Raw genomic sequence first — 21,251 nt, 5'->3', positions numbered from 1 at the left:
AATGCTCAAGCACTGGCCACCGCTGAACGCCCTGCGGGGTTTCGAGGCTGCCGCACGGCTGGGAAGTTTCCACCGCGCGGCCGAGGAACTGCACCTGACCCAATCGGCCATCAGCCAGCAGATCCGGGGCCTGGAGACATCGCTGCAGCAGCCGCTGTTCTTCCGGCAGGGCCGCAGCGTCTCCCTCACTGACGCCGGCGTCGACCTGCTGGAAACAACGCAGTCACTGCTGCGGCAGCTGGCCAGCGGCATCCGCCGGCTCGATCAGTACCGCAAGCCGAATCAACTGATCGTCAACACCAGCCCCGCGTTCGCGCGCCATTGGCTGGTACCGCGCCTGGCCGGGTTCCATCGCCTGCATCCCGGTGCCGACCTGTGGCTGCTGACCAGTGAGGACGCGCCGGACATGACCACGCAGACGCTGGACGTGTCGGTACGCGATGACCTCGATTCGCAGGCGCAGTGCCACCATCGCGTGCTGCTGCAGGATCGCCTCTTTCCGGCCTGCCATCCCGACCTGCTGGCCACGCCCGTGCATGAACGCCTGACCCTGCATGGCGAGCGCGAAATGGACTGGAGCCAGTGGCAGGTACAGGGTGGCGCCGATGTCGGCCAGCGCCGCGAAGGCATGAATTTCTCCGAGCCCGGACAGCTGCTGGATGCTGCCTGCCAAGGGCTGGGCATCGCGCTGGTCAGTGAGCTGCTGGCGGCCCGCGCCTGCGACCAAGGCCTGCTGCATCCACTGGACGAGACACGCGTGCGCGGCCCGCGCTGGAGCTGGCTGGTGCATGAGGACAGCGCGGCCGATCCGCTGGTGGTCAGTTTCTGCGAGTGGTTGCTGACGAGCCTGCCTGATCCAGCGCGCGCTTGACCGCCGCCTCGGCCAGTGGCGCCATCACCGCATAGCCCTTCGGGGTGGGATGCACGCCGTCCTCGGCCAGCTGCGGATCGAGGCCACCGGCCGCATTGGCCATCGGCGCGTGGTAGTCCAGATAGACCAGCTGCTTTGCCTCGGCGTAGCGCTTCAACGCCGTGTTCAACGCGCGCACCTTCGGCGCCGGGGTGATGCCCGGCATCCACGGGTACTCGCTCACCGGCAGCACCGAAGCCAGCACTACACCGATGCCGTGCGCGCGTGCCAGGTCCACCATGGCGTGCAGGTTGTCTTCGATCATCGCCTGCGTGGAGGGGCCGGTATTGCCGGCGATGTCGTTGGTGCCGGCCAGGATCACCACCACCTGTGGTTTCAGCGCCAGCACGTCCTGCGGGAAACGCACCAGCATCTGCGCCGTGGTCTGGCCACTGATACCACGGTTGAGCCAGCCCTTGCCGGGAAAGAACGAGGCGCCGCCTTCCCTGCCCCACCCCTCGGTGATGGAGTCACCGAAGAACACCACGCGCGGCTGGCCTGGTACCGCCGCAGGCAGCCGCGCGTTGGCTTCACGATAGTGACGCAGCTGCGGCCAGTCGGCCAGGCGCTGCTGCATGAAACGGACCTCGTCGGCGCGCAGTTGTTCGACCGGCTTCAACAGCAGCGGATTGACTGCGTTCGATTCAGCAGCAACCGCCGGAACGGTCAAGGCCATGCCCAGGGAAATGGCGGCCATTCTGGCAAGCACAACAGGACTACGCATGGAGACTCTCCCGGTTCATCGGAACAGTCTAGCGTCCTGCACCGCGCTCAGCGTGCCGCCGTACGCGCCGCCACGCCGGTCACCTTCGCTGGCATCCACATCCCCGGCGTCCAACCACTGGCGGCCAGGATCGCCTTCGGGTTGTCCTGCTGGATCAGCGCACGCACCGCATCACGCTTGTCCCTGGCCTGCAGGTAATAGGCCTTGGCGATGCGGTAGCCCACCCAGTAGCCGAGGTCATAGGGCTCCTGCGAGCCCGGCTTGTAGTTGTACAGCCACGGCGACAGATCGGTGCTGTCCAGATCCAGCGCGAACGCGCTTTCGATATGCACTTCGCGGCCGCGTGTCCAGGCCGCGTGGCGACCGTTGCCGACATTGCCGGAAACCAGTTCGGTGATGAATTCGGCGATGCCTTCGCCCAGCGACACGCGCAGCACCGTCGCCTGCGGGTCACCCGGCTCGAAGTCGGTCAGGCCGGTCTGCTGGATGTGCACGTATTCGTGCGCGATCACATGCACGAAGCGATCCTGCACATTGGGATTCATGAAGTCGGCCGCGCACAGCGCTTCCAGGCCGATGATCACCCCGCTCTCCGAGGTCAGCCCCACAGGGCGGCCGCGGCCCACCGCGAGGGTCACTGGCGGGAACCGGGTCTGCGGGTAGATCGCCTGCAGGTTGGCGAACACCTGTACCAGCCGTCGCTTCACCGCCGGCAGCTCGGCCAGGCAGTTCCGCCCCTGTGCATACAGCTCCGGCTGGCTGGCGATGGACTCGGCAATCCGCTCCGGAGTGACCCGGCGCGCCTTGGCCAACTCGGCCAGGCCGGCCGAACCCTCCGCCATGTATCCACGCAGCTGGGCAACGCTCGGCGTGCCGCCAGCGCTGTCATAGAGTGCATAGAAACGACTGGCATCCTCGGTGAGGATCTGCGGCCCCGCCGGTACCGCTGCAGTGACCGCGCCCATCGCCCCGGCACAGGCCAGGGCCAACAGGCCGCGCAGGATCATGAACATCGCTCCGTCCTTGGTGGAGTGCATGCGAAGCGCGCAATCTATCACTCCGCCCGACCCACTGCAGCAGGCGGATGCGGGCGCCCCGGCGCTGTGCCAGACTCGCTTCGGCACCTGCCATGGAAGATGGAGCACCGCACGATGATGATCGTTCCCGCGTACTGGGCTGAAGCCCGCCTGCAGGCCCGTTTCCGTGGCCGGCCGGTGGTCGTGCGCCGCTTTGGCTGGTCCGACGAAGGCCCAGCCCAAGCCCAGGACCACGCCGACCGGCGCGCCAACGAAGCACTCAACGCCATCCTTGCCGGGCAGGTGCTGCCGCGTCGCGAAGTGCGCAGCAACTACGGCGTGGAAGGCGTTCCGATCCGCGAGCAGATCGTGCAGCGCGACGGCGACGTCATCATCACCCGCAACAGCTACGGTGCGCTCTGCCTCAATACGCCTGACGTGCTGTTCGCCGATATCGACCATGCGCAGCCACCGGCGGGTTGCGTGATGCCCGCTGTCATCGCCGCAGCGCTGCTGTTTGCTGGTGCCATCATCGGTACCCTGCTGTGGCACTGGCTGGTGGGACTGGTACTGGGCGTGGCGGCCGTAGTGCTGGTGAATGCCGCGATGCTGATGCAGCGCAAGCGGCGGCTGGCCGCTGCCGGTGGCGCCGAAGGTGTGGCGCTGCAGCGGGTCGCGGCCTTCAGCGAACAGCATCCGGACTGGCATCTGCGCGCCTACCGCACGCCGGCCGGACTACGCGTGCTGGCCATGCATGCCACGTTCTCGCCCGAGGACGAGCAGCTGCAGGCCTTCTTCAAGACACTGGGCACCGACGCCCTCTACGCGCGCATGTGCCGGCTGCAGCATTGCTTCCGTGCGCGACTGACACCGAAGCCGTGGCGCGTCGGCCTGAAATACCGCATCCGCCCACCGGTGGCCGCGTGGTCAGCCGAACAGGCCAACAACCCGGACCGTCTGGCCTGGATTGCCGAATACGAAAAGAAGAGTACTGGCTTTGCCGCCTGCGCCTATCTGCGCAGTTTCGGCGATACCGGGCGCATCCATGCCAGGGCCGAGCACGTGCGTGCGCTGCACGACCGGCTGTCGCACGCGCAGGACCGTCTGCCGCTGGCGTGAGCGCAGCAGGCGTTCAATCAGCGCCCTGTACGAACGGCTGCCCTGCCAGGGTGGTGCCCAGCCGCACCGCGACCTGCTGTTCGCCTTTCTCGAAGGTCGTTGCGCACTGCTTTCCGCCCTTCTGGCATCCCACTTCCGGAAAGCCATCCAGCGATTCCGGCGCGCCTTGGGCCGGCTTCACCTGCCAGCCCGCTGCATCAAGCAGGCGTTTGGCCTTGGCATAGGGCATGCCGGCGATGATCCCCAGTTGCGTCAGTTCGGTGGGCAGTGACTGGGCAGGGGCGGTTGAAACCAGGATCAACGACAAGGTTGCAGCAAGAAGGATGGCTTTCATCGCACCGACCTGGAACGAACTTACGGGCTCAGCCTAGTCCATTTGCAGCGCGCTGGAATGTGCCGGTAACACGTCGTTACCGAGTCTCCACAGTTGATTGCAGAGCACGTGCAACTGTTTACAGGCGGACGGATCGCCGAGCGTGGGCTCGGCTCTGCAGCAGGATGCAGGAAGGCCGCCCGAAGGCGGCCTTCCTGTTCCCTTACTTGGCGTTCTTCACGTAGGTGTCGAACCAGTGCAGCATTTCCGCCACCAACTGTTCGTTCGATTCCAGCGCGGTGTACCAGTGCGGCTCGTTCGGCAGCATCACCAGGCGGGTGGTACCCCCGTTGCCACGGATCGCCTGGTACAGCTTGCGCGACTGGAACGGCTCGGTGCCCGGGTTGGCGTCGTCCTCACCGTGGACCAGCAGCAGCGGCAGCTTGATCTTGTCAGCATAGAAGAACGGCGACGCCTTCAGGTACACGTCCTGCGCCTGCCACACCGAACGTCGCTCGTTCTGGAAGCCGAACGGAGTGAAGGTCTTGTTGTACGAACCGCTGGTCGCCACGCCGGCCTTGAACAGGTTGGTGTGGGCGATCAGGTTGGCGGTCATCAGGCCGCCGTGGCTGTGACCGGTCACGCCGATGCGGTTGCGGTCGACCACGCCCATGTCCACTGCCTTGTCCACTGCGGCCTTGGCGTCAGCTTCCAGCTGCTCCAGGTAGGTGTCGTAGGCGTTCTTGGGGTCGCCGACGATCGGGAACGAGGCGTTGTCGATGATCGCGTAACCGGCCAGCAGCATCAAGCGGTACGGCTGCAGGCGGGTGAACGTCTGCTGCGAACCCGACACCTGCCCTGCCTGCGCGGCGTTGGCGAAGTCGGCCGGATAGGCGTACAGGATCGCCGGCACACGCTGGCCTTCCTTGTAGCCCGGCGGCGTGTACAGGGTGAACGACAGGTCCACGCCATCGGCCCGCTTGTAGGTCACCAGCTGCTTCTTGATCTGGCGCACTTCCGGGGTCGGGTCGACCAGCTTGGTCAGCGCGGTCGCGGTGGACGCGAACTGCGCCTCGCCGGCCTTCGCGTCGGCCACCGCCTCACCCTGCTGGCGGATGAAGGCGTTCGGCGGATCGATCACCGACTGGTGCCAGGTCAGGTAGCGCCCCGGCGTGCTGCTGAAACCGAGGAACTGTTCGTAGGCGTCGGCACTGCTGCGGAACAGCCGCTCGCTCTTCAGCGTGCCCAGGTCCAGGCGGTCCAGGAACGGACGGTCGCCCTGCGGCGACGCGCCACGGCCGCTGAGGAACACATGGTTGCCCTCACGGCGCACGACCTGGGCGCCATTCGGCAGGCGGGTGAACACCAGGTTGCCGGGGTTGGCGTACAGCTCGTCGCTGGACATGTCCCACAGCAGGCGCCCTTCCTTCTTCGGCTGATCCACATCGACGACGCGGGTCTGCATCCAGTGGCGGTTCTCGTCGTTCTCGTACTGGAACGCCACGGCCGGATCGGCGGTCCACGCAAAACCTTCGAAGCGCTGCGTGGTGCGGGTGATCTCGGTCGGCTTGCCGTTGAACGGTGCCTTCAGCATCAGCACGCGATCGCGATGCGGCACGTTGACCTTCCAGTCGCCCTTGTCCAGCGCTTCGGCATAGACCAGGGTGGCCGGATCGGTGGCACGCCAGTCGAAACCGCGCGGACCTTCCGGTACGCCGTGCACCGGCACGCGGTCGGCCAGCGGCAGGCTGGCGATCGGCGTGGACTTGCCGCTGGCGATATCCAGCACCGCCACGTCGTTGGCGAAGCGCTGGTAGGTTACCGCATGCGAATACGGTGCCTTGATCGACTCGGTCAGCACATGCACGCCATCGGGCGCGGCGCTGACGTCGTTGAACAGTGCCGGCTGACCGACCGGGCGCACGCTGCCGGCTGCAGTATCGACCACGGCCAGCTGCGAGGCACCGTAATAGGCGAACAGCTTCTCGTCATGCACGCTGGTCAGCGTGTCGCGGGCTTCGTACGTGCTGCTCTCGCCACTGCTGCCCAGCGATTCCTGCGCGTCCGGGCCGGTCGGTACGCCGCCGTTGGACGGCACCGGGCCCTGGTTGGCCGGCACCAGCTTCACCAGCAGGTTCTGGCTGCCGCCCAGCCACTGCACGGTGTTGCCGAAGATCGGGTTCAGCTGCACGTTCGGGATCTGCTTCACCTGCCCGGTCGCGGCATCGCCCACCCACAACTGCACGCTGGTATCGACCGCGTTCTGGAAGGCGAAATGGCTGCCATCGGCCGACCACAGCGCGCCGGTGGCGCAGCCCTGCGGCAGGTTGACCTTGGTCTCCTTGCCGCTGCCGATGTCGACCAGGGTGAAGTCAGCCACGCAGGCCGGAATGCCGTAGCCACCGGGGGTGTCATGGCGGCTGCGGTTCTTCGGCTCCAGGCGCACACCGGCCAGCTTCAGGTACGGCTGGGCAACGCGGCTGATCGACGGGTAGGTCTGCGCGGTGGTCAGCAACAGGCGCTGACCGCCCGGGGCCACGTTCGGCGCCGGCGGCGGCGGCGCCTTCAGCACCTTGAGCAGGTGTTCCGGCGGCTTTGCGTAATCGGCAAGCGCCGGGCCAGTGGCCAGCAGGCCGAAGGTGGCAACGGCAACGGCCGCCGCCAGAGAGGTACGACGGATGAGCATCCTTATCCCCTGGGGTGTGAATGGGAGCCCGGAAACGGGCAAGGGCCCGAATCTAGCACCGCAGGGGTTGTCGTGAATGGGCCGGAAGGGCTAGTGGCCGGATGGGGCAAAGTGGAGCGCTGGTCGCTGCCGACCGCTGGCACCTCCCGGCATGGCCTGGCGCTACTGCTGGGCGTGCAGGTCCCAGGCGGTGAGGTAATCGGGGTCGACTACGATCATTCCGCTGTTGCGCATTCGGTACTCGCCGGGCTCGGCCCGCCGGTACTGGTCGAGCATCGGCGGCAGGTAGCGCTCGTGGCCATCGTCTTCATCGGCCAGCACCACCCCCTCGTCGGCGCTGATGCGCAGCACGGTGCCGGCGTACTGTTCCAGACCCTGCACCTGGCCGTCGCCGCCATAACGGGTGACACCGACCAGCACGACCTTGCCGATCATTTCCTCGGCCTTGGCGTCGTCCAGGGGTGGCAACATGGGATTGAATTCGTCGCTCATCGGTGCACCTCCAAAGCCTGTGGAGAGATCGTGGATTCGGCGGCCCCGACGTTGCCGACGCCATCGGCAATGCAGGGATCCATCTCGGGGCGCAGGTAGCTGGATCGCATGCCCCACCGGGGGTGCCGGTGGTCGCGATGTTTGAACGGTGTATGGAACTGCGGAAGACGGCCATCCGTGCTGATGGCGTGGCCGTGTCAGGTCAGGGTCAACACCACGCGTTGCGTTGCGTACACGGTGAAGCGTGACAGCTGCACTGTAGCGGCATGACGGCCTCCTGCTGAAGGTCACACGCGGGCGTGTTGCTCCGTTGGAAGGAATGCTGCCACTGCGCGCGGTAGGACGAAGTGAAGATTGCAGGCAGCCTGTATGCGGTGATTCGCGCGGTACCCGTTCATTAAGCTGGCGCCCCGGTCCGCGGCGGCACGTCCGCCGCGGCGCCACGCTAGAATGCAGGCATGCGTACCGTACATGCCCTCCGTTACATCACCCCGCTGCGGGAAGGTGGCTCGCTGCCCGCCGTCGTCGAGACCGACGATGACGGCATGGCCGTGCTAAAGTTCCGTGGCGCCGGCCAGGGCCCGAAGGCGCTGATCGCCGAACTGATCGCCGGGGAAATGGCGCGCACGCTGAGCCTGCCGATTCCGGAAATCCTGTTCGTGGAGCTGGATCGGGAGTTCGCCCGGACCGAGCCCGACCCGGAGATCCAGGAACTGATCCGCGCCAGCGAGGGCCTGAACCTGGGCCTGGACTACCTGCCCGGTGCGATCAACTACGACCCGGCGGCGATGCCGGTGGACGCCGACCTGGCCTCGCGCATCGTCTGGTTCGATGCGTTCACCAGCAATGTCGATCGCACCACGCGCAACCCCAACCTGATGGTGTGGCATCGCAAGCTGTACCTGATCGACCACGGCGCGGCGATGTACTTCCACCACGATTGGGCCAATGCTGGCGATGCCTGCGAGAAGCCGTTCGTGCTGATCCGCGACCATGTGCTGCTGTCATTCGCCAGCCGCATCGCCGAGGTGGATGCAGAGTTGGCCGCTCGCCTGACCGATGCCGAGATCGAGCGGATCGTCGGCCTGGTGCCGGACAGCTGGCTGGTGGACGAACCGGCCTTCGACAACCCGCAGGCCTATCGCCAGGGCTACATCAACTATCTCAAGCACCGCCTGAAGGTGCGTGCGGTGTTCGTGCAGGAGGCCATTCGTGCCCACGCTGCACACGTATGACTACGCGGTCATCCGCGTGGTGCCGCGGGTGGAACGCGAAGAGTTCATCAACGTCGGGGTGATCGTGTCCTGTCCGGGTGCGCGACATCTGGAAGCGGCCATCGAAATCGATCCGGCGCGCCTGCACGCGTTCGCGCCGGCGCTTGACCAGGACGCATTGCAGCCGTGGCTGGATGCGATCGTGGCGATCTGCCGCGGTGATGCCGGCGCTGGGCCGATCGCACAGCTGCCGGCGCGTGCACGGTTCCACTTCCTCACCGCCAAGCGCAGCTCGATCGTGCAGATGTCGAGCACGCATGTGGGTCGTACCGCCGATCCGGCCGGTGTGGTGGAGCATCTGATGACGAAGATGGTGCGGGTGCCGGCAGCGACCGGGTGACGTCGATTGGGTGACGTCGACTGGGTAGAGTCGACTGTTAGTCGACTGCCGTTCGCGGAAAGATCGAAACGCCCGCGCTTCGCGCGATAGTCGACCAACGGTCGACTCTACACGCATCGCCCCGCGCTCACTGCAACGGCAACCGCCGCGCGATGTAATTGACCACGTTGCCAATTCCGTCCGGATCAACATTGGCCAGGCCAACGATCACATACCCCTGCGCAGGCATCACCACGATGGCACTGTTCGACCCCGGCGCACCGCCCTCGTGGCCGTACTGGTGTTCCCTGCCCTCGCCTTGCACCACGAAGCCAAAGCCATACCATCGCTTGTGATTCTGTGCCGTGGTGGCCTGCTGCAGCAGTGCCGGCGAGACCAGCTTTCCGCCGCGCAACGCCTCGGCAAACCTCAGCATGTCGGTGGCCGTGCTGTAGCCGCCTCCGGCAGACATGCCGCGCCAGGGCAGCGACTTCGTTTCACGCGTCCATTGCCCGTTCGTCTTCGTGTAGGCAACGGCACGCTGTGGCACCTTCACCGTTTCCGGTTCGAAGCCGGTGCCGGTCATGCCAGCCGGTCGCAGGATGTGGTCGTCCACGTAGGCGTAGTACGACTGCCCTGAAACGGCCTCGATGATGCGCCCCAGCACGATGAAACCGTAGTTGGAGTAGCTGTCCTGGCTACCGGGCGCGAACTGCGGTGCATCCTTGGCGAAGCGCTGCACGTAGTCATCCAGCGTCTTCAGCGAGGCCGAATACTGATCGAAATCATCGCCGAAAAAATCGCCAAGGCCACTGGTGTGGGTCAACAACTGGCGAACCGTCACCACATTGGCGACAGCCTTGTTCGGGTAGTCGGGCAGGTGCTTGCCGATCGTATCGTCCAGCCCCAGCCTGCCGGCCTGCACCAGCTGCAGGATGGCCACCGAGGTGAACATCTTGTTGGACGAGGCCAACCGGAAGCGTGTGTCCGCCCGCACCGGAGTACCGCTTTCGCGATCTGCCTGGCCGCCCCGCCAATCCAGCAGCACTTGGCCGTTACGCGCCACGAGCAACGCTCCCGACAGCGCGTCCTGTGCGCGCAACGCGTCCAGCTTCGTCCTGGCGTCAGCCATCAGGACCGGCAACGCAACACGCTCCGGCGTGTACTTGTCCGGTACTTCGGTGCCTTCGATCTGGAACAGCTTCAGGTGTGCTGGATGGTCCGGGTCCATTTCCGCCGTCACCCACATCGCACGCTCGTTCAGCTCGCCCATCACCAGCAGCTTCGCGTGGCCGGGCGCGTGTTCGCCCTTTTCCAGCACGCGCAGCAGGCCGGTGCTCTCGCGGAACTCGAGATAGTCCTTGGGAGCGCTGCCTTCCTTCTTCGCATACTTGTCGGCGAAAGCCTGCAACGCATCGAGACTGCCTGCGTTGAAAGCCGCAAGCCAGTCATCGATGGCGTCCTGCGCATGCGGATGTGCAGGTTCGGAGGTGGTTGCGCCAGCCGCAGGAAAAACCGGCGCGGCCGTCAGAAGCGGACAGGCCAGCGCAGCGCACAGCAGCAGACGTCCAACAGCCTTCATCGCAGTTCTTTTGCAGGGATCCCTGCACGCATCCTAGAGCAAGCATCCGCCTGCCGCATCCACGCTACGGGCTCTGCCGAAACACCTCCACCGTAACGTTGAATGCTTCGATGCGCCGCCACTCGGCCCGCTCATGCGGCAGCGACTCCACGCCCATCCCGATCTGGTACCTCACCGTGTCTGCACCTTCACGCCAGGTGTAGGGCCCGCCATTGCTCCAGCCGCAGCAGGTGTAGCGCAGCACGGGCATGCCGAACGTTGCATGCAGATACGCTTCGACCTGCTCGGCGCGGGCGCCGGCAACGCGGTAGTGGGCTTGCATCGGCTTGATGTAGGACACGTCGTCCTGGGTGCAGCCCACATATTCCAGCCCTGCCGGCTTCCGCCCCATTGCCTGCAGGAAATCCTGGCAGGGGGTGTCTGGTCGCGCCAGGCCGTCGGCACGACCCTGCAGCTCCCAGTCGGCCAGCGCCTGCGCAGGCGCGCGGCCGCCGGACAACGACGCCAGCAGCAGAACGTAGAGGGCAGGATGGAACATCGGAACAGACATCACGGGGCGATCCTTCGCAGAGAGTCGCCGGAATGCTAACCGATGTCTGCGCTATCGCCGCGCCATGCTCTCTTCGCTGAAGCGTCACAACGTGGTGGTGACGGTGTAACCCCTCGGTAGACCGGCAAGGTAGAGTCGACTGTTAGTCGACTATCGCGCGTAGCGCAGGCCTCCCAGCGTGATCGAGAGAACCGGTCGACCCTATCCGGTCGGATCTACCGAGTTGGCTGTATCAGCATTCACCCTCGGAGGGCGACTCCAGCTCGCTCAGCGGCCAGCGGCACCATCCGTAGGGATGGTCACCCACCTGCTCGGCAAGACCCGCTCGAACGGGATTTGCCAGAATGTAGCCGGCGTGCCGCTGGAGCGACGCGTCACTGCGGATCGCATGGTCGTGATAACCCGCCTGCCAGATTGCACCCTGCTTCCCTCGCCGCCGGTTGATCAGAAAACTGCTGCGCGCCTTGAAGCGCTGCACGCAGTAGCCCAGCGAATGGCCACGTAGTTGAGCCAGCCAGTGGATGTGATCCGGCATGATCACCCAGGCAAGCGACGCAGTCAGGCCTTCCCGATCCATCGATCCAAGGAGCTGCATGGCAAGGTCGGCATTGGCAGGGCAATCGAAGACGCGATGGCGGTTCCTGCACACCATGGTGATGGTGTAGACGTTGCCGACGATGGATCGGCGGCCGGTAAGCAGTTGAGGGCTGGGCATGCGTTCAAGAATGCCCGCCAGGATGGATTCCCGACATCGGTTCATTGCCAACGCCAGGATCAGGGATCATCTCGATACAGCGTCCGGGGATGTGGAGTCGTCCGGGTAGCGTCGACTGTCGCGCGAAGCTGGGGCTTTCCAGCGCGGGAAAAAAGAGCAGTCGACTAACAGTCGACTCTACCCGGTCGACTCTACCCAATCGGTTATACCCTGTCGGCACTACCTGGGCAGGGCAAATGCCATCACGTAATCGCCCTTCGGGGTCTCCATGAAGTGGTGGCCGCCGGCCATGATCACCACGTACTGGCGGCCGGCCTGCTCGTACACCATCGGGTTGGCCTGCCCGCCCGCTGGCAGCTTGGCATGCCACAGCTCCTTGCCGGTCTTCAGATCAATGGCACGCAGCAGGTCATCGGTGGCGGCGGCAATGAAGATCAGGCCACTGGCGGTGATCACCGAACCGCCGTTGTTCGGCGTACCGATCTCGATCGGCAGGCCGGAGCGGATGCCGAACGGTCCATTGCCGCGTGCACTGCCGAACGGACGATCCCACAACAGCTTGCCGGTGCGCAGGTCGATGGCACGGATGCCGCCATAGGGCGGCTGCTTGCACAGCAGACCGGTGAACGGCAGGCGCCAACCGGCATTGACCTGGATGGCGTAGGGCGTTCCCACCTGTGGATCACCCGCGCCTTCGGCACCGCCCTTGTCGAACCGGATCTTTTCGCGCGGCAGCCACCCCAGGCGATCGGCCTCGGCACGCGGCACAAGCCGGTTGTAGTTGGGCATGTCGTTGTAGTTGGCCACGATCACGCCACGGCGCGTATCGATGGACACGCTCCCCCAGTCCGAGCCGCCGTTGTAACCCGGGTACTCGATGGAGTGGCGGTCACTGCTGGGCGGCGTGTAGAAGCCTTCGTAGTAGGCCTTGCGGAACTGGATGCGGCAGACCAGCTGGTCGATCGGGGTGAGCCCCCACATGTCGCGCTCGGTCAGGTCATGCTCGCGGCGCAGCGTGTGGTACAGCGAGAACAGTTGCGTGGGCGAGCGCTGCTCGGGTTCAACACCACCGATGGGCACCTTGCGCTCCTCGGCAGCACTCAGCAACTGGCCGTTGCGACGGTCGAGGATGTAGATGTCGCCCTGCTTGGTCGGCAGCAGGATCGCCGGCACTTTGCCGGCCGCGGTCGGGTAGTCGATCAGGCTGGCCTGCGACCCCAGATCGTAGTCCCACACGTCCTTGCGCACCGCCTGGAAGTGCCAGGCCGGTTTGCCAGTGGCCACGTCGATCGCCACCAGCGAGGTCGAATGGCGGTTCTGGTTTTCCGTGCGCGAGCCGCTCCAGTAGTCGCCGGCGGAATTGCCCAGCGGCAGGTACACCAGGCCCAGTGCCTCATCGCCGGTCGCCGTGGTCCACATGTTCGGCGTGCCACGGGTGTAGGTCTGCTCGCGTGGCGGCAGCCCAGTACGCTCGGGCTGGTCCATGTCCCAGGCCCAGCGCAGCTTGCCGGTGGTCACGTCGTATGCCTGGATCACCCCCGACGGTGCATCGCGGCGCTGGCCGTCCAGCACCTGGTGGCCGGTGACGATGACGCCGCGCACGATCGCCGGCGGCGAGGTGATCGACACATACCCCGGCGGCACTTCGCCCATGCCCAGGGTGATGTCGACCTGGCCGTTGTTGCCGAAGTTGGCGCAGGGGCGTCCGCTGTCCGCATCGACCGCGATGATGCGGCCGTCCAGCGTGCCTTCAATGATGCGCGCCCAGCACGCAGGCCGGCTGCCCGGCGCTGAACTACGGGTGATCGTCGGCGGCGGCTCAGGCAGGGCCAGATCGGCGGCGACATCGGCCAGCACCGCATCGGCGATGGTCGGCGCGCTGGGTTGTTCGTAGTAGCTCACGCCACGGCAGGCAGCTGTATAGGGAATCGAAGCGTCCTTGACCTTCGGATCGAACCGCCACAGCTCCTTGCCGCTGCTGGCGTCGAGTGCGATCAAGCGGTTGCGCGCGGTGCACAGGTAGAGGCGGTCGCCGATCTTCAGCGGCGTGGTTTCCGCGCCCCAGCGCTTATTCGGCAGGTCGCCGGTACGGAACTGCCAGGCCAGCTGCAGGGTCGCTACATTGGCCGGCGTGATCTGCTGCAGGGGGGAATAGCGGGTGGCCGCATTGCTGCGGCCCCAGGCGGGCCAATCCGCGTCCGCGGGCTGGTCGGCAGGCTGCAGTCCGGTGGTATCACGTGTCGGGTCCAGGCCGGCACTGACCGCCCCTTCCGGGAATGGCTGGTGCCCGTCCACTTGGCCATGTGGCGCAAAGGCGAGGCCGAACGCGCCGACGAACACCAGCATCAGCAGGCCAGCCACGCTGCGCGAGAGGCGTCTGGACACCGGTTCACGCAGGGTCGGTGCCAGCAGCGCCAGCACGATGCCCAGGGCCGTAACCAGGCCCAGGCGCGGCACCCAGCGCCAGTAGTCGCTGCCCGATTCCCACCAGGTCCACAGGAGTGTGCCGACGAACACCAGCGCGTACAGCAGCGCGCCGCTGCGACGGTTGCCGAACAGCAGGATGCCGCTGGCCAGCAGGCCGAATCCTGCGATGGCGTAGTACGCCGAACCCCCAAGGCTGAGCAGCCATGCGCCGAGACCGCCGATGACCAGGCCGAGCACGACCAGCAACAGCGACAGCACAGTCACCAGTGGATGGCGCGGGGTGCGGACAGGAGCAGGATCGGACTGCGGCGTGGCGGACATCGTCGATCTCCGGGGCAGCATGCGCCCTTATCCCACCGCACATGTGAAGCGCGCGCGTATTTTCTGGGTGGACCTGACGGGGTGAGCGTCGGCTGGGTGATCGTCGGCTGGGTAGAGTCGACTGTTAGTCGACTATCGCGCGCAGCGCGGGCTTTTCATCGCCGTGCGCAGAGCAGTCGACTAACAGTCGACTCTACCGCAGCGATCGGATGGTCCACAGCAATCGGATGGTCCACAGCAATCGGATGGTCCGCAGCAATCGGATGGTCCGCAGCGATCAGATAGTCCGCAGCGATCGGAGAATCCACCACGACCGGAAGATCCGCAGAAATGACGACGCCGGCACAGGGCCGGCGTCGCCGGGTACGTCTCATCGCGGCGGGATCACTCCTGCGCGGCGTCCTCGCTGCTGGCCGCAGCCGGTGCGCCTTCGGCCGCGGCCGGGGCAGCAGTCGCCACCTCGTCCTCGTCCTCTTCGATGGAGGCATCCATGCGTTCCACCGCTTGCAGCTTCTCGTCCTTGGACAGGCGAATCAGGGTGACGCCCTGGGTGTTGCGGCCGACGCGGCTGATTTCCGAGCCACGTGTACGCACCAGGGTGCCGCCATCGGAGATCAGCAGCACTTCGTCATCCGAACCCATCAGCACCGCGGCGACCAGCTTGCCGTTGCGCTCGGTGGTCTGGATGCCGATCACGCCCTGGGTGCCACGACCCTTGCGCGGGTAATCCGGCAGCGGGGTGCGCTTGCCGTAGCCGTTCTCGGTGGCGGTCAGGATGTACTGCACGCTCGCGTCGTCGGCGCCGTCGATCACCGCATCGCCATTGGCGGCGGCTTCCTCGACACCGTTGTCGTCCTCGTTCTCGTCCTCGATGCCACCGGCACTTTCGGCCACGATCAGGCTGACCACTTCCTCGCCGGGCGGCATCTTGATGCCACGCACGCCGGTCGCGGTACGGCCCATCGAGCGGACCTTGTCCTCGCCGAAGCGCACGGTCTTGCCGTTGGAGGCGAACAGCAGGATGTCGCGCTCACCGTCGGTCAGGCCAACGCCAACCAGCGCATCGCCCTCGTCGAGGTTGATCGCGATCTTGCCGCGGGCCAGACGGAAGGCGAACTCGCCCAGCGGGGTCTTCTTGACCGTACCGTTCTTCGTAGCGAAGAACACGAACTGGCCATCGGCGTACTCGCGCACCGGCAGCACGGCCTGCACGCGTTCGCCCGGTTCCAGCGGAATCCAGTTGATGATCGGACGGCCACGGGCGTTGGAACCCGCTTCCGGCAGCTGGTAGACCGGCAGCCAGAACACCTTGCCCGAACTGGTGAAGGTCAGCAGCGTGTCATGCGTGTTGACCAGCCACAGCTGTTCGATGAAATCCTCTTCCTTGGTCGCCGCCGCACTACGGCCACGGCCGCCACGGCGCTGCGCGCGGTACACGCTCACCGGCTGGCGCTTCACGTAACCGGCGTGCGACACGGTGACCACCACATCTTCCGGCGCGATCAGGTCGAGGATGTCCAGGTCTTCTTCGCTGTGGCGGATCTCGGTACGACGCTCGTCACCGAACTCGGCCTTGACGCTGACCAGCTCTTCGCGGATCACCTGCAGCAGGCGGTCGGGGTCTTCCAGGATGTGGATCAGCCCGGCGATCACTTCCAGCAGCTGCTTGTACTCGTCGGTCAGGCGGTCCTGCTCCAGCCCCGTCAGGCGGTGCAGGCGCATTTCCAGGATCTGGGTGGCCTGGATCTCGGTCAGCTGGTAGCCGCCCTCGATCAGGCCCACGCCTTTGGGCAGGTCTTCCGGACGCGAGGCTTCGGCACCGGCGGCACCCAGCATCGCGCCGACCAGGCCCGGCTCCCACACGCGTGCGAGCATGCGCTCGCGGGCTTCGTTGGGGTTCGGCGAGGTCTTGATCAGTTCGATCATCTCGTCGATGTTGGCCAGCGCGACGGTCAGGCCTTCCAGCACGTGGGCACGGGCGCGCGCCTTGCGCAGCTCGAACACGGTGCGGCGGGTGACCACTTCGCGACGGTGGCGGACGAACGCCTCGAGCATCTGCTTGAGGTTCATCAACTGCGGGCGGCCGTCGACCAGCGCCACCATGTTGATGCCGAACACCGATTCCATCTGCGTCTGCTGGTACAGGTTGTTCAGCACAACCTCGGCAGATTCACCGCGCTTGATCTCGATGTAGATGCGCATGCCGTCCTTGTCGGACTCATCGCGCAGCTCGCTGATGCCTTCGATCTTCTTTTCCTTGACCAGCTCGGCGATCTTCTCGATCAGACGCGCCTTGTTCACCTGGTAAGGAATTTCAGTGACGATGATCGATTCGCGGCCGTTGTCGGCAACTTCGATATCGGCCTTGGCACGGATGCGCACGCGGCCACGGCCGGTGCGGTAGCCGGCGACGATGCCAGCGGTGCCATTGATGATGCCGGCGGTCGGGAAATCCGGGCCCGGGATGTATTCCATCAGGCCGTCGACGTCGATTTCCGGGTTGTCGATCAGCGCGATGCAGGCGTTGATCGATTCGCTCAGATTGTGCGGCGGGATATTGGTCGCCATGCCCACCGCGATACCGGCCGAACCATTGACCAGCAGGTTCGGGAACCGGGTCGGCATGACCGTCGGCTCCAGTTCCTTTTCGTCGTAGTTGGGCTGGAAATCGACGGTTTCCTTGTCGATGTCGGCCATCAGCTCATGCGCGAGGCGCGACATGCGCGCTTCGGTATAGCGCATCGCTGCGGCGGAGTCGCCATCGATGGAGCCGAAGTTACCCTGGCCATCGACCAGCATGTAGCGCAGCGAGAACGGCTGTGCCAGGCGCACCAGCGTGTCGTATACCGACTGATCGCCATGCGGGTGGTACTTACCGATGACGTCACCGACGATACGTGCCGACTTGAAGTAGGGCTTGTTGCTGTGCGCGTTCAGTTCATTCATCGCGAACAGCACGCGGCGATGCACCGGCTTGAGGCCGTCGCGCGCATCCGGGAGCGCGCGGCCCACGATCACGCTCATGGCGTAATCGAGGTAGCTCTTGCGCATCTCGTCTTCCAGGTTGACCTGGATGATTTCCTTGGCGGTTTCTGCCATTCGGGTTCCGTTGTCTGGTAGCGGTCCAGTCCGGCGCAGCCCTCTGCGGGAGGGGGTCGTGCCGGAACCTCGATTCAACCTGTGGATACTACCACAACAGGCCGTTTTCCGCCTCCCTTTACGGGGATTTTACCTGCACAAATCAGGAACTTAGGGGGTTCAGCCGCCCCTGTAGAGCCGAGCCTGTGCCCGGCTGCGGCGGATTGGCCTGCGGAGCCGAGCATGGGCTCGGCTCTGCAGACATCCTCGATCCTGTCCCGCCTCAGGCGCCGAAGGCGGCCCGCATGTTCTCCGGGGTCGGGTTCAGGATCACCCCACGTTCGGTCACGATGGCGTCGATCAGCTCGCCCGGAGTGACGTCGAACACCGGGTTCCAGGCGGCGATGCCCTCGGCCACGGTGCGGGTACCGCCCACGCCGTACAGTTCGCCCGGATCGCGCTGCTCGATCTCGATCTGGCTGCCATCCACGGTCTCCATGTCCACCGTCGAGGACGGCGCCACGACCATGAACTTCACGCGGTGGTGGCGCGCGGCAATGGCCAGCTGGTAGGTGCCGATCTTGTTGGCGGTATCCCCGTTGGCGCAGATGCGGTCGGCGCCCACGATCACCCACTGCACGGCGCCGGTCTTCATCAGGTGCGAGGCAGCCGAATCGGCGATCAGCGTGGCATCGATGCCATCCTGCTGCAGTTCCCACACCGTCAGGCGCGCGCCCTGCAGCCAAGGCCGGGTCTCGCCGGCGAACACGCGGGCGATGCGGTGCTGGGCCATGCCTGCACGGATCACGCCCAGCGCGGTACCGAAACCAGCGGTGGCCAGCGAGCCGGTGTTGCAGTGGGTCAGCACGCCGCTACCGGCCTCGATCAGGCCGGCGCCCAGCGCGCCCATGTGGCGGTTGGCCGCCAGGTCTTCCTCCGCGATGGCCTGCGCCTCCGCTTCCAGCGCGGCCTTCCAGTCGGCTCCGGCAGCATTCAGGCAACGGCGCATGCGCGCCAGCGCCCAGGCCAGGTTGACGGCGGTCGGACGCGAGGCATTCAGGCGCTGCAGCGCAGGTTCCAGCTGCTGCAGCGCATGTGCACCGTCGGCGGCCTGCACTTCGCGCGCCGCCAGCACCACGCCCCAGGCGGCGGCGATGCCGATGGCCGGCGCACCACGCACGGTCAGCGCATGGATGGCCGCGGCGACCTCGTCGCTGTCATGGCAGACCACATGCTCGACCACGAACGGCAGCTTGCGCTGGTCCAGCAGTTGCAGGGCATCGCCGGTCCACAGGATCGGGCGGATGTGATCGTAACGGGCGTAGTCGATGTCGGAGGCAGTGTTCATGGGCCCATTGTAGAGCCACGCCCCGCGTGGTTGGAGCCTGCTCGGGCTCAATTCACCGAGAACTCGGCGCGGCAGCCGCCGTCCACCCAGATCCCGTTTCGGTTCCAGCCCCAGGTGCTGCCTTCCTCGCACGGGGTACTGGACAACTGTTCGGTGACGGCGGCACCGACCGAAATGCTCGCGCCACAGAACCGGCGCTTCTTCGACTTCGATTCGCAGATGAGCCGGCGCGGCACATCGACGAAGCGGCCGTCATCGTCGGCCACCTCGAAATCGCCCTGGCACCCGCGGCTGGTCCAGACTTCGTTGCGCTTGTAGCCCCAGCCCTGCCCTTCGCGGCACGGCAATGCGGACAGCTGCCGAAGCAACCGGACCGGCGCGCCATCCAGGCGCACCGGGCAGCTCTGCGGCCGGCCGTTGGACTCGCAGCGCACCACGCGACGGACCAGGCGCTTGCCTTCGTTCGCCGCCGGTGCCGCACCCGCGGCGCGGCGTGCACGGAACTCGGCCCGGCAGCCCAGGGTGACCCACACGCCACTGCGGTCGGTCCCCCATTCGCTGCCTCGGATGCAGCTGTTGCTGGACAGCTGGCGCACCAGATCAATGCCGTTGCTGACATCGATATCGCAGTGTACCCAGCCCATGTCACGCGACTCGCAGGTCACCACCTCATCGTCATAGCCGGCCTGCTGGGCAGACGCCGACGACGGCAGCCATGCACCCCAGAGCGCGATGGAGTACACCGGTGCAGCGACAACCGCGAACCACTTGACCAAAGCCTTCCCCAGCAGGAATGGATGAACTGCGTGCCAGTGTCCGGCATCTGCCGTGATAAGAGCATCATCCTGCTGACCGAAGCAAGCGCGGAAACGCGGAAATCCGTTCAGTCTTCGATATTCAGAAAAATTCGAAGATCAGGCGTGGGCGAAATCGTAGGCCAGCACATCGGCGATGCGCGGCGTGCGGTTCATCGCCATCAGCAGGCGGTCGACGCCCACCGCTACGCCGGCGCAGGCAGGCATCGAGGGCAGTGCGGCCAGCAGTGCCTCGTCCAGTGCCGGCTGCACCTGGCCGCGCTCGTGCCGGCGCTGCAGGTCACGCTGGAAACGCATGCGCTGTTCGCCGGCATCGTTCAGCTCGTGATAGCCGTTGGCCAGCTCCACCGCGCCCAGGTACAGCTCGAAACGCTCGGCCAGCGGCGGCGTGCCGGGACGGATGCGCGCAAGCGCCGCCTGGCTCGCGGGCCAGTCATGCACCACGGTCATCACCCCGTCATCGAAGTGCGGCTGGATATGGTGGGTCATCAGCAGATCCAGCCAATCGTCACGGGTCAGCCCGACCGGATCGATGTGCACCTCACCGAGCGCAGCACGTAGCGCGGCTTCGTCGGCCTCGAACGGATCCACGCCAACATGCTGCTGGAACAGCTCGCGGTAGCTCAGCACGCGCAGCGTCGCACTGCGTCCGACCAGCGCCAGCGCCTGGCCGACCAGCTCGGCGGTTTCCTGCACCAGCCGGTGGTGGTCCCAGCCGACCCGGTACCACTCCAGCATGGTGAACTCGGGGTTGTGGCGGCCACCGGCCTCGCCGTTGCGGAACACCCGGCCCAGTTCGTAGCAGTCGCCCACGCCCGCCGCCAACAGGCGCTTGAGCGGATACTCCGGCGAGGTACGCAGCCAGCGGCGACGGCCACCGGCATCGACATGGCCGGTGAAATCGGTATGGAAGCTGTCGATGTTCGGCTCGGTGTTGCCCGCCACCGACAGGATCGGCGTTTCCACCTCCAGCACATCGCGCTCGGCGAAGAAACGGCGCACCAGCGCATTGAGCGCGGCACGCTGCTGCAGCGCGCGCAGCAGGGCCTCGCTCACAGGGTGCCCTCCGGGCGCGGATGGTCCAGCGGCAGGGTCAGCAGATCGCGGGTGTCGTCGATGTAGCCGCTGGCCAGGTAAAGGCGGCGGGCCAGCTCATTGTGGTGGTTCACTTCCAGACGCAGGCGGCTGACGCCACGGCCGCGCGCACGCTGTTCGCAGATCGCCAGCGCCTGCTTGCCGCGGCCACGACCACGCGCACGGTGGGCCAGGTACAGCTCGTCCAGCAGCATGAAGTGGCCGCCCTGCTCCAGGCTGAAGCCCATCGCGATCACCGCGTAACCGACCACTTCGCCCGCCTCGTCCAGCCACAGCAGCACTTCGCCATTGCGCGGGTCGGCCAGCAACGCATCCACACCGCGGCGCACGCGCGCGTCATCGAAGTCGATCCTGTCTTCGGCGTAGAAGTCGCGCATCAACGCGATCAACCGTTCCTCGTCGGCACGGGTGGCCAGGCGGAAATCCAGCGGAGAGGTCTGCATCGGTGGTCCTTTGTGTCTCATGCC

Annotated in this window: 18 protein-coding genes; 4 read left to right on the top strand and 14 right to left on the bottom strand. The window is 66.0% G+C overall.

All coding sequences use genetic code 11. The annotated features are described in order from the left end of the window. Position 1 precedes the first annotated feature (1 nt). Positions 2-871 (top strand): LysR family transcriptional regulator, encoded by an 870-nt coding sequence (locus tag AC5P8Z_RS08640; RefSeq protein ID WP_495228774.1) that lies wholly within the window; start codon positions 2-4, stop codon positions 869-871. On the opposite strand, the gene AC5P8Z_RS08635 is transcribed toward AC5P8Z_RS08640, so the two are convergent. Together AC5P8Z_RS08635 and AC5P8Z_RS08630 are read right to left on the bottom strand one after the other, a co-directional pair. Then, positions 819-1,634 (bottom strand): SGNH/GDSL hydrolase family protein, encoded by an 816-nt coding sequence (locus AC5P8Z_RS08635; protein ID WP_495228772.1) that lies wholly within the window; start codon positions 1,632-1,634, stop codon positions 819-821. The genes AC5P8Z_RS08640 and AC5P8Z_RS08635 overlap by 53 nt on opposite strands. Before the next feature lie 47 nt (positions 1,635-1,681). Continuing rightward, complete coding sequence (locus tag AC5P8Z_RS08630) at positions 1,682-2,647, bottom strand: DUF2268 domain-containing putative Zn-dependent protease (RefSeq protein ID WP_495228934.1); 966 nt, start codon at positions 2,645-2,647, stop codon at positions 1,682-1,684. 138 nt (positions 2,648-2,785) lie between these two features. On the opposite strand from AC5P8Z_RS08630, the gene AC5P8Z_RS08625 reads away from it, so the two are divergent. Next, positions 2,786-3,769, top strand: coding sequence for a hypothetical protein (locus AC5P8Z_RS08625; RefSeq protein ID WP_495228770.1), 984 nt, complete (start codon positions 2,786-2,788; stop codon positions 3,767-3,769). A 13-nt stretch (positions 3,770-3,782) separates the two neighbouring features. Here AC5P8Z_RS08625 and AC5P8Z_RS08620 read toward each other — a convergent pair whose 3' ends face one another. From AC5P8Z_RS08620 to AC5P8Z_RS08610, 3 genes are all read right to left on the bottom strand, one after another. Then, the gene (locus AC5P8Z_RS08620; RefSeq protein WP_495228769.1) at positions 3,783-4,103 is read right to left on the bottom strand and encodes a hypothetical protein; all 321 of its coding nucleotides are present in this window, start codon (positions 4,101-4,103) and stop codon (positions 3,783-3,785) included. Between the two features lie 202 nt (positions 4,104-4,305). Further along, positions 4,306-6,768, bottom strand: a complete 2,463-nt coding sequence (locus AC5P8Z_RS08615) for a S9 family peptidase (protein ID WP_295568712.1) — start codon at positions 6,766-6,768, stop codon at positions 4,306-4,308. 162 nt (positions 6,769-6,930) lie between these two features. Beyond that, positions 6,931-7,260: a hypothetical protein gene (locus tag AC5P8Z_RS08610; RefSeq protein ID WP_286068966.1), complete on the bottom strand. Its 330-nt coding sequence runs from the start codon at positions 7,258-7,260 to the stop codon at positions 6,931-6,933. 458 nt (positions 7,261-7,718) lie between these two features. On the opposite strand from AC5P8Z_RS08610, the gene AC5P8Z_RS08605 reads away from it, so the two are divergent. Both AC5P8Z_RS08605 and AC5P8Z_RS08600 read left to right on the top strand, forming a co-directional pair. Next, complete coding sequence (locus tag AC5P8Z_RS08605; RefSeq protein ID WP_495228767.1) at positions 7,719-8,495, top strand: HipA family kinase; 777 nt, start codon at positions 7,719-7,721, stop codon at positions 8,493-8,495. Next, positions 8,473-8,874, top strand: coding sequence for a DUF3037 domain-containing protein (locus tag AC5P8Z_RS08600; RefSeq protein WP_495228766.1), 402 nt, complete (start codon positions 8,473-8,475; stop codon positions 8,872-8,874). Before AC5P8Z_RS08605 ends, AC5P8Z_RS08600 begins: the two co-directional genes overlap by 23 nt. 127 nt (positions 8,875-9,001) lie before the next feature. Here AC5P8Z_RS08600 and AC5P8Z_RS08595 read toward each other — a convergent pair whose 3' ends face one another. The 9 genes from AC5P8Z_RS08595 to AC5P8Z_RS08555 form a co-directional block, all read right to left on the bottom strand. Beyond that, a complete protein-coding gene (locus tag AC5P8Z_RS08595; RefSeq protein WP_495228764.1) occupies positions 9,002-10,435 on the bottom strand; it encodes a serine hydrolase domain-containing protein in 1,434 nt (477 codons plus the stop codon). A 64-nt stretch (positions 10,436-10,499) separates the two neighbouring features. After that, complete coding sequence (locus AC5P8Z_RS08590; RefSeq protein ID WP_495228763.1) at positions 10,500-10,985, bottom strand: DUF4952 domain-containing protein; 486 nt, start codon at positions 10,983-10,985, stop codon at positions 10,500-10,502. Between the two features lie 232 nt (positions 10,986-11,217). Beyond that, positions 11,218-11,700, bottom strand: coding sequence for an REP-associated tyrosine transposase (locus tag AC5P8Z_RS08585; protein WP_286072045.1), 483 nt, complete (start codon positions 11,698-11,700; stop codon positions 11,218-11,220). A gap of 219 nt (positions 11,701-11,919) precedes the next feature. Next, complete coding sequence (locus AC5P8Z_RS08580; RefSeq protein WP_495228761.1) at positions 11,920-14,448, bottom strand: membrane-bound PQQ-dependent dehydrogenase, glucose/quinate/shikimate family; 2,529 nt, start codon at positions 14,446-14,448, stop codon at positions 11,920-11,922. Between the two features lie 384 nt (positions 14,449-14,832). After that, the gene (gyrA, locus tag AC5P8Z_RS08575; RefSeq protein WP_286068974.1) at positions 14,833-17,547 is read right to left on the bottom strand and encodes a DNA gyrase subunit A; all 2,715 of its coding nucleotides are present in this window, start codon (positions 17,545-17,547) and stop codon (positions 14,833-14,835) included. A 262-nt stretch (positions 17,548-17,809) separates the two neighbouring features. Next, entirely contained in the window at positions 17,810-18,874 is a 1,065-nt protein-coding gene (gene mtnA, locus AC5P8Z_RS08570; protein WP_495228759.1) for an S-methyl-5-thioribose-1-phosphate isomerase, read from the bottom strand. Between the two features lie 47 nt (positions 18,875-18,921). Then, positions 18,922-19,650 (bottom strand): DUF3011 domain-containing protein, encoded by a 729-nt coding sequence (locus AC5P8Z_RS08565; RefSeq protein WP_495228757.1) that lies wholly within the window; start codon positions 19,648-19,650, stop codon positions 18,922-18,924. Between the two features lie 138 nt (positions 19,651-19,788). Then, positions 19,789-20,745, bottom strand: coding sequence for an EF-P lysine aminoacylase EpmA (gene epmA / locus AC5P8Z_RS08560; RefSeq protein WP_495228755.1), 957 nt, complete (start codon positions 20,743-20,745; stop codon positions 19,789-19,791). Continuing rightward, the gene (locus tag AC5P8Z_RS08555) at positions 20,742-21,227 is read right to left on the bottom strand and encodes a GNAT family N-acetyltransferase (RefSeq protein ID WP_286068979.1); all 486 of its coding nucleotides are present in this window, start codon (positions 21,225-21,227) and stop codon (positions 20,742-20,744) included. The genes epmA and AC5P8Z_RS08555 overlap by 4 nt, the downstream gene beginning before the upstream one ends. Positions 21,228-21,251: the final 24 nt, after the last annotated feature.

The organism is Stenotrophomonas sp. YJH_SMC_17 (assembly GCF_059371655.1).
The sequence above is the reverse complement of the archived record's forward strand: the minus strand, read 5'-3'. Positions and strand labels throughout refer to the sequence as shown.

Excerpts from the sequence above, each read along its gene's own strand:
- AC5P8Z_RS08640 (WP_495228774.1), top strand. The coding sequence starts at position 2 with ATGCTCAAGCACTGGCCACCGCTGAACGCCCTGCGGGGTTTCGAGGCT.
- AC5P8Z_RS08635 (WP_495228772.1), bottom strand. The coding sequence starts at position 1,634 with ATGCGTAGTCCTGTTGTGCTTGCCAGAATGGCCGCCATTTCCCTGGGC.
- AC5P8Z_RS08630 (WP_495228934.1), bottom strand. The coding sequence starts at position 2,647 with ATGTTCATGATCCTGCGCGGCCTGTTGGCCCTGGCCTGTGCCGGGGCG.
- AC5P8Z_RS08625 (WP_495228770.1), top strand. The coding sequence starts at position 2,786 with ATGATGATCGTTCCCGCGTACTGGGCTGAAGCCCGCCTGCAGGCCCGT.
- AC5P8Z_RS08620 (WP_495228769.1), bottom strand. The coding sequence starts at position 4,103 with ATGAAAGCCATCCTTCTTGCTGCAACCTTGTCGTTGATCCTGGTTTCA.
- AC5P8Z_RS08615 (WP_295568712.1), bottom strand. The coding sequence starts at position 6,768 with ATGCTCATCCGTCGTACCTCTCTGGCGGCGGCCGTTGCCGTTGCCACC.
- AC5P8Z_RS08610 (WP_286068966.1), bottom strand. The coding sequence starts at position 7,260 with ATGAGCGACGAATTCAATCCCATGTTGCCACCCCTGGACGACGCCAAG.
- AC5P8Z_RS08605 (WP_495228767.1), top strand. The coding sequence starts at position 7,719 with ATGCGTACCGTACATGCCCTCCGTTACATCACCCCGCTGCGGGAAGGT.
- AC5P8Z_RS08595 (WP_495228764.1), bottom strand. The coding sequence starts at position 10,435 with ATGAAGGCTGTTGGACGTCTGCTGCTGTGCGCTGCGCTGGCCTGTCCG.
- AC5P8Z_RS08590 (WP_495228763.1), bottom strand. The coding sequence starts at position 10,985 with ATGTCTGTTCCGATGTTCCATCCTGCCCTCTACGTTCTGCTGCTGGCG.
- AC5P8Z_RS08585 (WP_286072045.1), bottom strand. The coding sequence starts at position 11,700 with ATGCCCAGCCCTCAACTGCTTACCGGCCGCCGATCCATCGTCGGCAAC.
- AC5P8Z_RS08580 (WP_495228761.1), bottom strand. The coding sequence starts at position 14,448 with ATGTCCGCCACGCCGCAGTCCGATCCTGCTCCTGTCCGCACCCCGCGC.
- gyrA (WP_286068974.1), bottom strand. The coding sequence starts at position 17,547 with ATGGCAGAAACCGCCAAGGAAATCATCCAGGTCAACCTGGAAGACGAG.
- mtnA (WP_495228759.1), bottom strand. The coding sequence starts at position 18,874 with ATGAACACTGCCTCCGACATCGACTACGCCCGTTACGATCACATCCGC.
- AC5P8Z_RS08555 (WP_286068979.1), bottom strand. The coding sequence starts at position 21,227 with ATGCAGACCTCTCCGCTGGATTTCCGCCTGGCCACCCGTGCCGACGAG.